Annotated in this window: 10 protein-coding genes; 3 read left to right on the forward strand and 7 right to left on the reverse strand. The window is 33.9% G+C overall.

From position 1 onward, the window contains the following. Positions 1 to 269 precede the first annotated feature (269 nt). The gene (locus CPHY_RS16975; RefSeq protein WP_012201280.1) at positions 270 to 1,643 is read left to right on the forward strand and encodes an MATE family efflux transporter; all 1,374 of its coding nucleotides are present in this window, start codon (positions 270 to 272) and stop codon (positions 1,641 to 1,643) included. 259 nt (positions 1,644 to 1,902) lie between these two features. Here CPHY_RS16975 and CPHY_RS16980 read toward each other — a convergent pair whose 3' ends face one another. From CPHY_RS16980 to CPHY_RS17005, 6 genes are all read right to left on the reverse strand, one after another. Beyond that, positions 1,903 to 2,835 (reverse strand): ABC transporter substrate-binding protein, encoded by a 933-nt coding sequence (locus CPHY_RS16980; protein ID WP_012201281.1) that lies wholly within the window; start codon positions 2,833 to 2,835, stop codon positions 1,903 to 1,905. 65 nt (positions 2,836 to 2,900) lie between these two features. Next, positions 2,901 to 3,905 carry an ABC transporter permease gene (locus CPHY_RS16985; RefSeq protein ID WP_012201282.1) on the reverse strand — a complete coding sequence of 335 codons (1,005 nt, stop codon included), beginning with the start codon at positions 3,903 to 3,905 and terminating at the stop codon, positions 2,901 to 2,903. Between the two features lie 24 nt (positions 3,906 to 3,929). Further along, positions 3,930 to 5,447: a sugar ABC transporter ATP-binding protein gene (locus tag CPHY_RS16990; RefSeq protein WP_012201283.1), complete on the reverse strand. Its 1,518-nt coding sequence runs from the start codon at positions 5,445 to 5,447 to the stop codon at positions 3,930 to 3,932. A 125-nt stretch (positions 5,448 to 5,572) separates the two neighbouring features. Then, entirely contained in the window at positions 5,573 to 7,024 is a 1,452-nt protein-coding gene (locus CPHY_RS16995) for an ATP-binding cassette domain-containing protein (RefSeq protein ID WP_012201284.1), read from the reverse strand. A 66-nt stretch (positions 7,025 to 7,090) separates the two neighbouring features. Then, positions 7,091 to 8,098 (reverse strand): sensor histidine kinase, encoded by a 1,008-nt coding sequence (locus tag CPHY_RS17000; RefSeq protein ID WP_012201285.1) that lies wholly within the window; start codon positions 8,096 to 8,098, stop codon positions 7,091 to 7,093. 19 nt (positions 8,099 to 8,117) lie between these two features. Next, on the reverse strand, positions 8,118 to 9,725 hold the full coding sequence (locus tag CPHY_RS17005; RefSeq protein ID WP_012201286.1) for a response regulator transcription factor: 1,608 nt from the start codon (positions 9,723 to 9,725) through the stop codon (positions 8,118 to 8,120). Between the two features lie 585 nt (positions 9,726 to 10,310). On the opposite strand from CPHY_RS17005, the gene fliK reads away from it, so the two are divergent. Both fliK and CPHY_RS17015 read left to right on the forward strand, forming a co-directional pair. Then, complete coding sequence (gene fliK / locus CPHY_RS17010; protein WP_012201287.1) at positions 10,311 to 11,990, forward strand: flagellar hook-length control protein FliK; 1,680 nt, start codon at positions 10,311 to 10,313, stop codon at positions 11,988 to 11,990. A 331-nt stretch (positions 11,991 to 12,321) separates the two neighbouring features. Further along, positions 12,322 to 13,029 (forward strand): TIGR01906 family membrane protein, encoded by a 708-nt coding sequence (locus tag CPHY_RS17015; RefSeq protein ID WP_012201288.1) that lies wholly within the window; start codon positions 12,322 to 12,324, stop codon positions 13,027 to 13,029. A 111-nt stretch (positions 13,030 to 13,140) separates the two neighbouring features. Here the strand turns inward: CPHY_RS17015 and CPHY_RS17020 are convergent, their stop codons facing one another. Continuing rightward, entirely contained in the window at positions 13,141 to 14,829 is a 1,689-nt protein-coding gene (locus CPHY_RS17020; RefSeq protein WP_012201289.1) for an aryl-sulfate sulfotransferase, read from the reverse strand. Between the last annotated feature and the right edge of the window lie 20 nt (positions 14,830 to 14,849).

Genomic DNA, 14,849 nt, shown 5'->3' on the forward strand with positions numbered 1-14,849 from the left:
TGTCCTTAGCTCTAAATGAAAGTATATCATATTCCATAAAAGAAATAAACTGAAAGATATATAAACTTCCTTGAATGTATATTAATTTCCAATCAGAAATTTACTCATTGTATTCTACTATTTGCGGTGCTATAATACCTCTGTTTCTTAAAATATACATATTAGAAGTTTGCTTTATAAACTTCTAATAACAGGTGCGGTTTTCGCACCGTCATTCTGATTATTGAAACATGATTTTTGTTTCTATAAAATAACTTATCGGAGTAAATATGCAAAAGTCAAAATCTAAAATATACCAAAATGCTATTACGGAAGGTCCAATCCTTACCCGACTATTAATATTTTTCTTTCCAATTTTGTTAGGCACCTTCTTTCAACAACTGTATAACACTTCAGATGCTATTATCGTAGGTAACTTCGTTGGAAAACGTGCACTTGGAGCAGTAGGTGGTACCACTGGAACCATAATAAATCTCTTGGTTGGCTTTTTTGTTGGTCTTTCCTCTGGTGCTACTGTAATAATCTCGCAATACTATGGTGCCAAGGCGGAAGAAGATGTAAAAAGTTCAGTTCATACTTCATTTGCACTTGCAATTTGTGGTGGAGTCGTTTTAATGATACTTGGACTATATTTATCTCCAATAATGCTAACCTCAATGAATACCCCTGATGATATTTATCCACTATCCCTACAATATATAAGGATTTTCTTCCTTGGTATTGTACCAAATTTAGTTTATAATATTGCCTCTGGAATTCTTAGAGCGGTCGGTGATACCAAGCGACCTTTGTATTATTTAATCATCAGTTGTTTTGTAAATATTGTATTAGACCTACTTTTTGTTGGAGTTTTCCACATGGGTGTAGCCGGTGCTGCTATTGCAACTATAATCTCTCAATTCGTTAGTGCAGTTTTAGTGGTCATGACTTTATTGCGTACAAATGAATCCTATCGTTTAGTTCCTAGGAATATTCACTTTGAGGTACCAATCTTAAAACGTATTGTAAAGATAGGGCTTCCCGCTGGATTGCAGTCTGTAATGTATTCTGTGTCGAATGTAATTATTCAAAGCCACATCAATTCGCTCGGAACTGACACTGTTGCCGCTTGGACTGCCTATGGTAAAATTGATGGTCTATTTTGGATGATCATTGGTGCTCTTGGTCTCTCTGTAACTACGTTTATCGGACAAAATTATGGGGCAAAAAAAGCTTCTCGAGTTCATAAATGCGTAAAAGTAGGACTTATTTTGGCTTTTGGAATTTCTATTTTACTTAGCATTGTTTTATATTTCCTTGGTCATTATGTTTTCCGACTATTTACGGATGATCAAATAGTACTACAATTAGGTATGAAGATTCTCCATTTCCTTGCACCGACCTTCTTTACTTATGTATGCATCGAAATTTTAGCTGCTGCACTACGTGGAATTGGCGATGCGTTAGTCCCTATGATTATAACCTGTCTTGGCGTATGTGTTTTAAGAATTGTTTGGCTATATACCGCAGTACCATTGTCACCTAATATCATTACTGTTATCTTTAGTTATCCACTTACTTGGGTAATAACGTCATTACTGTTTATATTATATTATAGTTTCTTTAGCCATCTTGGTTTCCGTAAGAGAGCACTGTATGAATAATGATTAAGCCAAGGAAATATTTTTTTCAACTTAATTACATCGTTTATAACATCAGTTCGTGAGCTAAAGTAATATATGTTTTACCCTTCCAGCACGCAGAATAGGCTAGCACAATTGCTAGCCTATTTTTATTACCTATTTATAATTCCGGATGTTTCTTCTATCTTCCGTCTCATTTATTTCCGTCTCATTTATTTCCGTTTCTTTTGTATACCGTTTCTTCTAACTTCCGTTTCTTCTATCTTCCACTTATTTAAAATCAATCCTTTGTAATAACGGATACTCCTGTATCAATATTAGTTTCTCCTATTTTTTCACCAGCCAATGCTTTTGCTGCTGTTTTCATACCCTCATAGCCCATTACATCAGGGTTTTGAGCCATAGTACAAAGGAGATGTCCGCCTTTAATTAATTCAAGGATTGTATCTGATTTATCAAATCCCACACCAATAATCTTTTCTCCTGCTTCCTCAATTGCAATACCAATACCTACGGTAGAACCTTCATTTGCACCAAATAAGCCAACACAACTTGAAGTTATATAGTTCGCTGCTATATCCTTAGATTTAGCTGCATCGCCTTCACCATATTGTGTCCCAAGTAATTCAAAGGAGGTTCCTTCAAATGCAGAACGGAAACCTTTTTCACGGGCTACACATGATGCTGTAGCTGCATTAACATTAACAATACCAATTTTCCCTTCTTTTATTCCTGCTGCTGTTAGGCCTTTCATCATCTCTTCCCCGGCAGTTTTACCTGCTGCTTCATTATCAGTTGCCAATGTCTGAATAGCTGGATAATCAGCTGCTGAGTCAACATAGATGATTTTTACGCCTGCTGATTGTGCTTCTTTTAATGCAGAGGTAACTGCATCAGGACCATTTGCTGCAAGAAGGATAGCGTTAGCTCCGCCTGCTACAGCATTATTGATACACTCAATCTGCTTTGCATCGTCTTTCACGTCAGGAGCTAACCATTCATAATCAATATTGCCAAGCTCTTTCACTGCTTTTTTACATCCTGCATCTACATTAACCCAATGTTGATCCATCTGATCCATCGTTATTAAATATACCTTGTATTTATTATCTTTGCCTTTCGTGCTAGATCCACCTGTAGCCGTATCTTTAGAACATGCTGCCACAAAAAACATACATAAGCAAATAATAATTGATAATACCCTTTTCTTCATAGTATAAATCCTCCCTTTTTTGGTTTTATTATTAAAGCGTGCGCCTTAATTTTGATAATATGTAACTAACTTGTTTTCTTTTTTCTATGCTTTCCGGTACGTACCACAACGTCTAAAAGCACGGATACCACTACTATGATTCCTATGGTAATATTTCTGATTGCAACAGGTGCACCTGCAAATTGTAAACCATTTTGTAGCACTCCCCATATGGAGGCACCTACTACTGTTCCCAAAAGAAGTCCCTGTCCTCCAAGTGTACTAACTCCACCGATTACAGAAGCTGCTACTGCATACATCTCATAACTGTTGCCGGCATCCATAGTTCCCATTCCCGTCGTTGCGCAAGTCATAAGCCCCACCGTACATGCGCAAACAGCACTAACCAAATAGGCTTTTATTGTTGTGGAATGAACATTGACACCGGAAAGTCTAGCAGCATCAACATTACTTCCGATTGCATAAATATGACGGCCTGTTCTTGTCTTACTTAATAAAAAGTTAAATACAACCCACATCACAATGGTTATCCATATTGCATTGTATAGGCCTACTGTCTTACCGTAATAAAAGAAATTACGAAATCCTTGTGCTGATTCTCCAATAGATCCTGTATTGTAATTATTATTAACAATTTGGGCAACACCCCTTGCAATCGTCATGGTACCAAGAGTTGCAATGAATGGTGGCAATTTACACTTAGAAACCAATTCCCCATTTAATATACCTACTGCCAAGCAGCAGATAAAAGTAATCAATACCGCAGCCCAGGGATTAACTCCTTTTGTCATCATGGTTGCCGATATCATACAACTCATACCCACTACTGAGCCTATGGAAAGATCAATATTACCTGTTATTAAAACATAAGACTGTCCAATACCGATAATCAATATAGGCGCGATCTGACGAAGCAGATTGGCTATATTCTTTCCCGAGTAAAAGATTGGATTCACGATGCTAAAAACAATGCACAGAATTATGAGACCAATCGTAACCGTAATTACCTGCCCCATACCCCTTACTGCAAATATTTTTTTTATCTTATTTGGCTTACCCACTTTAACCATTATAAATTCTCCTTTTATTTCTATTTATGCTAAAAACTCATTGTCAATTTTTTTATCAAAGCTGGTTGCATATTGTAGAATTATATCCTGCGTGGCTTCTTCGGTCATTAATTCCCCGGTAATCTTACCATCACACATAACAATAATCCGATCGCTTATTCCAATGACCTCAGGTAATTCAGAAGAAACAAATAACACTCCGATTCCCTGTTCTTTCAGCTCATTCATCAGGTTATATATCTCAACTTTCGCAGCCACATCAATACCGCGGGTAGGTTCATCAAATATTACTACTCTGGATTTTCTTCTAAGCCATTTTCCAACAACTACTTTCTGCTGATTTCCTCCAGACAGACTGCCTGCATTTACTTCAATACTCGGAAGTTTTATCTTTAAATCAGATACTGCTTTACCAGACATCTCTCTTTCAATCTTATTATTTATAATTCCTGCCTTTTTACAAATAATATCAAGATTGGGAAGTGCTATATTATCCCGAATACTAAGCTTTGTACATAATCCGTCCTTCTTTCTGTCCTCCGGGACTAATACAATTCCTTGATTGATAGCATCCATTGGCTTTTCTATTTTTATGGTTTTTCCATCCAGGATTATCTCTCCGCTTTCCTTTGCATCTATCCCGAAGATAGCTCTTGTAGTCTCCGTTCTTCCTGCTCCCATTAGACCTGCTATCCCAACAATCTCTCCTTCATATAATTCCAGATCAATATCTCTGACCATTGGTCCGGCATTCAATTTTCTGACTTCAAGAATTTTCTTGCCTCTTTTGCATGTGACTCTTGGGAATTTCTCTTTAATATCACGTCCTACCATGTAAGATATAATTTCAGGCATAGAAGTCTCTTTGAAGTTCATGCTTTTGATATACTGACCATCCCGCAATATTGTTACCCGATCTACAATATGTTCTAATTCTTCCAAACGGTGTGATATGTACACAATACCACAGCCTTCACTCTTTAATTTCTTTATAATCAGAAACAAGTCTTCAATTTCTTTGGCGGTTAAGGCTGAAGTTGGTTCATCCATGATTAAAATCTTTGCATTCGTAGATAATGCTTTAGCTATCTCCACCATTTGCCGTTTGGATACGGACAAGTCTCCCACAACCATGTCAGGATCAATGTCAATGTTTAAATTGTCCAATATCTTTTTTGCCTCACTATTCATCTTACCTACAGACAACACTCCATATCCGGTAATCTCCCGTCCCAGAAAAATATTCTGCGCCACCGTTAAATGAGCACATAAATTCAGTTCTTGATGAATAATTGCTATACCCAGTTCTCCAGCCTTTTTGGCATTCATATTATCTACAATCTCACCAAAGATCTTTATGTTACCGCTATCCTTGGTGTAAACACCGCTTAATATTTTCATTAATGTTGATTTACCGGCTCCATTCTCACCTAATAATGCCAATACTTCGCCTGACTTCAGTTGAAAATCTACATCATTCAATGCTATTACGCCCGGGAAGCTTTTTGATACATGTTCCAGTTCAACAATATATTCATGCATACACATTACCCGATCTTTCTTAAGTTTTGTTTTAGCTGATAATAAAAGTATATCACCCCTGTTAATCAATAACAGGGGTGATTCTTTGGATTTTGGGGTGTATTCTTTTGATAAAAATAAGATCTTTAAGCTATGACATGAATGGAGTCAAACTCATCCTTTGAATATTCTTTTAACACGGATCCTTTCTCGATTATCATAAGACGATCTGCCACCGATAGAGTATCCGAAATATTGACTGCTATAATAATGATTGTAATGCCTTTTCTCTTAAGTTCTCGAATCAAGTCTGCAATATGTTTCCTAAGATACATGTCAGCGCCCGAAAATGGCTGTATACAGAAAACAATATTAGGATTGTATAAATGTAGGCGGTAATAAACCAGGTTATATAAAGAAGCCGGTTCAAGATTTAAAAGGTCATTCTCATGAATTTCCTCACCTAGAATACTTTCATATTCTTTTATAATACTTTTCTTAATATTTCGGCTCATAATTTTTTTATCTATTTTCTTATCGATTAAAAAGCAAAGATTATCTACATAACTTAAATTATAAAAAATCATTTTTTGAATAGAACCTTCCGAAATTACTGCGATTCCATTTTCTAATGCTTTCCTAGCTACACTTTCAGAATAAACCTGATTATTATATAATATCCGTCCACATGTTGGAATTAGATCTCCATTTATCAGATCAAGCAAATCTGAATAAATCGTATTATTGGTATCAAATAGTACAACACATTCCCCCTTTTTAATGGAGAAGGACATTTTATTCAGGTTATCGGTACATATATTCTCGAATTCCAGAATTCCCTGTCCATTGTACCTGTCTATTTTCTGCTTATTATCCGCAAAGGAAATTGTAAATAAATTAATTAGATCATTTCTCATATCCTGTTTATCGAGTACCTTTATTACCCCGCCATCCTTCATTAACGAAACTCTGTTACAGATTGTAAACATTTCTTCATGATGACTGCCAATAAATAAAAACGTATATCCTTTATCGGAATAGAAATTCACTAATTGATACAATTTTGATATATCTACTACACTTAAGATATCCGTAATATCACTAATAATGATCAGGTTGGCACCGGTAATAATAGCCTTAACTAGTTCAACAACGCACTGTTCAAAGGGATTAAGATTAGTGATTAGTTCATCCGGGTTAATATAAACACCAATTTCTTTTAAGTACTTATTAACCTGCACCCTTAACACCTTATTATTAATCATATATTTTTTAAAGCCTCTTCGAAGGACAAAAATGTTATCCGATACGGTTAAATCCTGTATCAGCTTACTTTTCTGATCAATAACATACACACGGTTTACACTATTGCTACTGTGCTCATAATAGTTAACCAATTCATTATTAAGGTATATTCGTCCGTAGTCAATGGGACTATTCTGACAAAGCAATTCTATCAGTTCTGATTTTCCCTGTCGATTGATAGGAATAAGCCCCATAATTTCACCTTTGTATATTTGCATATTAAAGTTATCCAGATAAATAACCCCCGCATAAGACTTTGTCACATTTTCCATTCGAAGTATTTCTTTTCTCATAAGAACTCCCCATCTGTATCATAAAAATCAGGATGTTAAAAGTGTATTTCTTTCAATCTACCAAGATTACTCTTTCACTTTTGGTAACGTAATAGTGACATCTGTACCGACATGAATGGTACTTGTTATATAAATTCCATATTCATCACCAAATAATAATTTAATACGGTTGTTCACATTTACTATGGCTATACCACCCTGTTTTCCTTTTAGCTGGGTGACATCATCCAGATACGTTGACCGAAGTTTTTTATTCAGTGGATCAAGCTGCTCCTTTTCAATTCCAAGTCCATCGTCTGATATTACAATAATCAGGCGGTCAGTGGTTGTCTGTATCTTTATTCTTAGATTACCTTTTCCTATCTTGCGCTCGATTCCATGGTAAATAGAATTCTCTACAATTGGCTGAAGGGTCAGCTTAGGTAATAAGAGCATTAATGCATCCTTTTCCTCCTCCTCATACTCTACCCTAACATTTAGCCTGTCCCCAAAGCGGTATTGTTGAATCATATAATAATTCTGTATATTGGAAAGTTCATCTTCCAGTGAAACTAAATGATCAACATTAGATATGGTATATCTAAAAAATGTTCCAAGGGCCTCTGTCATATTGGCCACTCCATCCATTCCTGAACATAAAGCTTCACTTCGGATACCTTCCAGAGTATTATATAAAAAGTGTGGATTTATTTGATTTTGCAATGCCAAATACTCTGCTTGTTTCTTAGAAAGCTTAAATAGTTCCTTCGTATCAAGCATCACTTTAAACCGCTTTGTCGCATCATCCATCTGCTCACTTAAGGGGCATCTAAGCTCAAAGATACCCTGTAAAATAGAACCCTCTGAAAACAGACTAAGTGTTTTATTTGTCTCTTTATAAGGCTTATATACCCACCTAAAGCCCATGTAAAGAAGCACAATAAAAGCAGTATATCCAGCCGTTACGAATAGGATATACTTATTGTCTTTTATTGCAATAATGGTTAAAAAAAACATCATAATAAATGCAAGTAATGTCATTGAACAAAATAATATAAAAACCCTAAAAGAAAGATACCTACTCTTATGTTTCATTGTACTTTCGATCCCTTCATCATGAATATAACTTTCGATACTCATTTGGTTTCAAATTCGTGTGTTTTACAAACGTTTTCGTAAAATGTTTAATATCACTGTACCCCACATGCTCACAGATTGCCATAACACTATAATTGGTATCCTTTAAAAGTTCCTTTGCCTTATTTATACGCACTTCAGAAAGATATTCCAAAAATGTGTAACCAGTCTCTTTCTTAAATAAGGAACTAAAATATGTAGCATTAAAACCAACCTTTCCGCTAACTTCGTCAAGTGTTATCTGTCTCGTATAGTTCGTTTGAATAAATTGCTTTGCATCCCTGATGGGTCTTGTATCACTCTGTCTCTTATCTTCTATTATCTTATCCATGCTATTAACAATAACGTCTGTAAGATATTGATATAATTTATAAGCAGAACCAATGTCATTAGCATTCATGCTAAAATTCTCAAGGAAATTATCTCCCCCATCTACGGGAAATTTATTGTAACGCATGGTAAATAAAAATAGATTGCAAATCTCTTTGGTCATTTGAAGAAGTTCATGTCCACTGGTTTCCGGTCGATTCCTTAAACCTTCTCTTATGTAATGGATTGCCGAGGTAACTGATTCTTTATCCAGCCTTTCTAGAGCTGCTTTCATATCTTTGTTAAAATCATGAAACAGATCGCTGTCAACAAAGTTATTTGAGGTGATTATTTTACCCTCTATTATCTTATTGGTACCAAGTACTAATCTTTGCTGATATGCCCAGACTGCTGCCTTGTATGAATTACCAATCATAGGAATCTCAGTTTCCACTGTGCCAAGTCCAATTGTTACCTCTAAATTTTCAAATATTTCTCTTTGTAAAAGTAATTCATCCATTAATCTCTTACATTGGTGCCGGATATTCTTCTTGTTATCAAAATTGTAGTTCATGAAACAATAGATTATATTATTTTCAAAATAATTCTCCATATCATAACAATATTCCTTTAGATTGTTATGAATAATTTTTAGTAGCTTCTCTTCAAGAAAGGTAATTGTAGTGGAATAAGACCGTCCCACGCCATCTAATTTTACAATTATGATTTGGAATAAACCTTCCTTAAATCTGTATCCATAATTACTATTTATAAAATCAATGGTTATGTTTTTTGTCCTATTATTAAATAGCACCGAGTTAAACAGCCCGGTTCTCAATTTATAAATATTATTTCTTATACTTAACTCTGACTGTTCTTCTTTCGTCAACAGATCTACCCGTTCCAGATATTGATTCTTTATCTTGGTTAAAGTAGCTAAAAGTTCATTTTTTTTAATTGGCTTAAGTAGATAGTCGATCACTCCATACTTAATTGCTTTGTGGGCATATTCAAATTGTTGATAGCCGCTGATGATAACAAATTGGATGTCCGGATTTATCTCCCTGGTTCTTGATATGAAATCCAAACCGTCATAACCGGGCATCCTGATATCTGTAATTATTATATCCGGATTATTTAACTTTGCTAACTCCAAAGCATCAATACCGTTATGTGCAATAGCCTCAACCTTCATATCAAGGGAATCCCAATCAATCAATTTGAATATTAGTTGGCATATTTTATCTTCATCATCTGCTATGATTACTTTTAGCATCCTTAGCTCCTTTCAACAGTTCTTACGGCTAATAGCAAACCTTAAGCATCATCTTAATTCTATTTTCTATTACTTTTTTATTTTCTTTAATCCACTTCTAAATTTTAACACTTTTAACAAGTTTATTATATATATGTAATATTTTTATGTCAAGTTTATATCAACTCTAGCAATTATACAAAACATTTTTAGTAATTATGCATAATTATCCCCTTACTTATTTGCGGTATTTATCATTAGTTAGATTCGGCACACGCATTACCAACGGCAAGAATCTGCAATAGCTTCCAGTTCTAGGAAAGAGGTAATCTGAACATAACGTATCTGCTAATTGTGCATATCTCCTGGTACTTTTTACACCGACTCATCAGTCTTATGTATTTTTTCCTTTTATCCGATATAACAGGTACAAGAGGTATCAGGATGACTTAGCTTAATAAAGGGCATCATGTTAACTGAGCTTAATAAAGTGGTATCAGGCTAACTAAGCTTAATAAAGTGGTATCTTGCTAACTGAGCTTAATAGAGTGGTACGCTCTTAACCTACTAAATATTTAAAATAATAATTTGCAAAGGAGTAGACTAATGGAATATCAAACAATTACATCATCAAGTTTTAGCGGAGTAAGCCAATCTACTACTCTAACTGCTACCAAAACACCTATAGAAGAAACAGATGGTAAAGTCGCATCATCGACTACCATGGATAATCTAAATTCAACACCCCCAGCCCAAACGATCTCTTACGATTCTAATTATATGATAGAGAAAGCCCTTACGGAAGCAGCACTACCGAAAACAGAGCGCAATCTGAATATTGTACGTGAATTACTACAACAAGAACTCTCGATTAATAAAAATAGTATTTTAGACATATTAAAATTATCTGCGACCTATCGAAGTGCTTCGATTGAAACCTTAGTTCTTATGAAAAAATTAGAGCTTCCAATCACACAGCAGACAATTAATCAGATGCAGGCTTTTCAAAATAACAACCATTCTATTCTTACGAAGTCACAGAATATGATTGATTCCTTTCTTACGCTATTGTCAGAAGAATCCGTTGTCTCGGAAGGATTTCACCATGAGTTATTATCTCTTTTTATAGATGATACGGTAGAGTCTTCTATTCCTGATAATTCTCTTTTATCCACTCATTTTTCAAAAGAAGATATGCAGCATTTAACTAACACGTTAACTGCAATGGATATTCCAGAACATGTTGTAAACCACCTAACGGATCCTACTACTACGATTCCCGAATTTCGTGACCTATTGAATCAAATCGCTAAGGATAGCAACCTAAACTTTATTGATGCACCAGAATTACGGCAATTTTTAACGGAAACAACAGAATCAGCCTCCAATTTAACTTTGCTATCTGATGTCTTATCCAAAAGTGAACAAGAAAACCTTTCTCAGTTACTATCTTCTGTTTTACCAAAAGATGCTCTAGCTTCTTTTCAAGAAAGTAATGGTTCAACCACAACCTTAGATAGTTCTATTACAAATTTATTTCAAAAGGTTATTGATGCAGGTACTACAACCCCCTCACAAAGCGAAGAGTCACAAATAACTTCAATGTTACCCCCAAGTGATATGCCATCTGCTTTAAACGTGCTTATAAAATCACCAACATATCAAAAGTTAATAAAATCGGAATTGCTCTCAAAGCTTACTATCGCTATGAATGACTTTACAAAGGAAGATGGAATTCCTCAATTTTACCGTAAGTTAACTCGTGATTTAGAAAGTATGTTAACTTTTTTTGAGAAAAATGACGGTAATACAAACTCTGATACATTTCATCAGGCGAAAGAGTTGGTACAAAATCTAAGGGATCAGGTCGACTTTATGAAGTCAGTAAATCAATTTCTTGGATATATCCAATTACCGGTTAAGCATACGAAAAATCTCTCCAATAGTGAACTTTTCTTTTATACAAAAAGAAAGCAAAAAAGAGAAAACCAAGAAAACTTTCATATTTTATTACATCTCACCATGACTCATTTAGGAGAAATGGACATACATCTACGACTTAAAAATAAAAATGTACACGCTACTTTAAGTATGGAACAGGAAGAGTCCCTATCATTAATTAATTCACATATCAATCAGTTAACAGATGCTTTGTTAGAAATGGGATATGATCTTTCTTATGATTTTGAGAAAATGAAAAAGAAACAATTGCCGATAGATCGACTGCTATTAAAAGAAGAGGAAGATACTTTATACCGCTGTTATACCTTTGATACGAAAGCTTAATGTTCCTTTGATATGAAAAGCTTAAGTTCCTCTGTTATGAAAAGCTTAAGTTCCTCTGTTATGAAAAGCTTAAGTTCCTCTGTTATGAAAAGCTTAAGTTCCTCTGTTATGAAAAGCTTAAGTTCCTCTGTTATGAAAAGCTTAAGTTCCTCTGTTATGAAAAGCTTAAGTTCCTCTGGTTGAATTTATTAAGATTTTATAATATAATAGCTCTATCTAATTAAACAAGTTAATTAGATAGAGCTTCCTAAATTCAACATAATTAATTCAACAAATGTACTTTATGAATATTGTTTTTGTGTAATTTTAGTATACAGGAATAGAGGTTAATATGAAAAAGTATTCAAGAAGAAATCAAAAAGAGAAAGTCAACTTAAGTTTAGATATCGGAATCGGTGTTGTATGGACCTTGTTTTTTATTTCTTTGGGTCTCATTTTGGCAATTAATTTAAGGCCTCTTTATTATGCAAACATTCGCTGGTTTGAGTTAGATAAGTACTCTGGTCTTTCTATCAATGAGATAAAGTCGAATTACAATGCCTTAATTGATTATTGTTCACCTTTTTATTATGGTGCTTTAAAATTCCCAACCTTAAGGTCATCCGTTTCCGGCATATCTCACTTTGAAGAAGTGAAAGTTTTATTTCAGTTTTTTTACATTACGTTCCTAATAAGTTCAATCCTTTTACTTGGCGTTATTTCATGGAAGAAAAAACAAAATAATTACCGATATTTAAAGGTATCTTCTATCACAGCTATCATACTACCAATTATTACATTAATCGGTTGTTCCATAGATTTTGATACTTCATTTGTTATCTTTCATAAAATATTCTTTCGAAATGATGACTGGATGTTTGACCCATATACCGATCCAATCATTGAGCTGTTGCCTGAAGTATATTTCTTACAATGTGCTTTAATTATTGTATTCGTTGTATTAGTTGGTAGTTTAATTCTGTATCTGTGCTATCGTCATCAAAAAAAGAAAAATCAAGTTACACCTCTTATTAAGCCTAAGATGAACTACTATTATTAAGTTGATGTTTAAGATTATAGAAAGTCTATACATATAAAAATATAGGCATCTAATATAATAATTACTGGATTGTTTATCCTGATAATTATTTTGTTAGATGCCTATGTTTTTTTAAAACCAATATCGATCCATAGTATATTTATAAACCTTATAAAAGGCTTTTTTATTACCTGTTTGATAGGTTGCTATAGCATTTCCTTTTTCATCATATTCGATAAACTGTTTTTCTGCATCAAAGGATAAAATAATATGATTACCATAAAGTATGGAGCTACAATGACCACTATGATATGGAAAATCTATCTTCTGTATTAGTCGATATCGATTCTGACTATCTTCAATCAAATATTTATAAAAAACAGAATACTTCGTATCATTTGCAACATCTGTTGTATCGTAATTGATACAAGAAAGATAAAACTGACCTTCACTTAATCTTCGGTTAGTTTCATAGTCCATGCTATCAATTGAAGTTTTCGTAGTTGTCTCACCCAATTCTGTTAATAACATGGATTGATATTCTTTATTATTCCAATTTTTATCTCCGCTCATAAGCCAGCGAATGACTGGTCCGGTATATAAATTATTGATACGAAATACTGTAGATAATTCTTTAGAACATACTAATATATCTTTACCATTTATTAATTGAATGCTGGATAAATCTAACCAATCCTTCTCTATTCCTTCTTCTTTATTTGTTTCTGATTTCCTATGCGGCAGAAGGTATGCAAAATTAATAATTTCTTTCCATCCACCTTTTGCAATATTTAGCTCAACACCCCTATTTATCATAGAATCATTTTCGGTATTTGCTAGAAATATTACTTTATTATTTTTATCATCATAGTCACAATCAAAAAGTTTACCATGGCCTTCCCAGGTATAACGCTTAATTACATTTCCAAGGTTATCTAATAAGATATATTCATTTTCTTTGATAGCATAAAATATCTCATTTTTTATCTGAAGAACTTTTGCATCCTCACTTTGATACTTGGTAGGGATATTAGCCCTTAAGACACCATGATTATCATAAAATAAAAAACTAGAATTTACTCCATCCTTATGAAAAAAAGAAAATAAACCTCTAGTAAATGTTGGTTGTTCCCCATACTGTGTATTTAATTTAGTCTCCATTTCATGAGTTGAAGCGATATCAAAAAAATATGCCATTTGGCTTATCAATTTACCATTTAAGTCTGTAGCGATTAATATTACTTTATTTCTTTGCCCTTCAATAAGCCCAATGATTTGGCCTTCTACTTCTGTTCCCTCTGTACGGTTAAAATAAAGACTATCTCCAAAGTCTGGTATAGACTCGGTTGAAACAGATATTTTGTAACTTATCCTAACCTTTTGTGACGGTGTACCTACATAAACATACAATCCATTCGAGTTGGTACCAAATGGATTCTGTATAAACAAAGGATTTTCAATAGTAAAAGCTTTGCTTTTTTTTATCGTCAATAATTGATTTAATGCTCCCTCTTGGTAAGCTAAAGAGTAGATATCATCGCCCCTTACGTTTGATGAATCAAAAATCAATGTTTCAAAATCTTTCGCAGAATAAAACGTATAGGAATTTTCGGCTGCATTTGTTACTTTATTTTCCTTATATGTGTTTTCATATGGTGAATTTTCATTATTTCCAAAACCCCAAATATTTTTACCCGAATCAGATCCTTCTGCATAACGTCTATTACAGCCAAAGGAGAGCAATGCAAAGGTAGCTACGAGTAAAACTAACATACAACGGTTATAATAATTTAATCTTATAGCACCGCGAAAATGAAACATATAGTTTGCCTCCTGTTCAG

Source organism: Lachnoclostridium phytofermentans ISDg, from assembly GCF_000018685.1.
In the GTDB taxonomy this organism is placed as follows: Bacteria; Bacillota; Clostridia; order Lachnospirales; family Lachnospiraceae; genus Lachnoclostridium; species Lachnoclostridium phytofermentans.

Coding starts and splice junctions, on each gene's coding strand:
- CPHY_RS16975 (WP_012201280.1), top strand. CDS start 270: ATGCAAAAGTCAAAATCTAAAATATACCAAAATGCTATTACGGAAGGT.
- CPHY_RS16980 (WP_012201281.1), bottom strand. CDS start 2,835: ATGAAGAAAAGGGTATTATCAATTATTATTTGCTTATGTATGTTTTTT.
- CPHY_RS16985 (WP_012201282.1), bottom strand. CDS start 3,905: ATGGTTAAAGTGGGTAAGCCAAATAAGATAAAAAAAATATTTGCAGTA.
- CPHY_RS16990 (WP_012201283.1), bottom strand. CDS start 5,447: ATGCATGAATATATTGTTGAACTGGAACATGTATCAAAAAGCTTCCCG.
- CPHY_RS16995 (WP_012201284.1), bottom strand. CDS start 7,024: ATGAGAAAAGAAATACTTCGAATGGAAAATGTGACAAAGTCTTATGCG.
- CPHY_RS17000 (WP_012201285.1), bottom strand. CDS start 8,098: ATGAAACATAAGAGTAGGTATCTTTCTTTTAGGGTTTTTATATTATTT.
- CPHY_RS17005 (WP_012201286.1), bottom strand. CDS start 9,725: ATGCTAAAAGTAATCATAGCAGATGATGAAGATAAAATATGCCAACTA.
- fliK (WP_012201287.1), top strand. CDS start 10,311: ATGGAATATCAAACAATTACATCATCAAGTTTTAGCGGAGTAAGCCAA.
- CPHY_RS17015 (WP_012201288.1), top strand. CDS start 12,322: ATGAAAAAGTATTCAAGAAGAAATCAAAAAGAGAAAGTCAACTTAAGT.
- CPHY_RS17020 (WP_012201289.1), bottom strand. CDS start 14,829: ATGTTTCATTTTCGCGGTGCTATAAGATTAAATTATTATAACCGTTGT.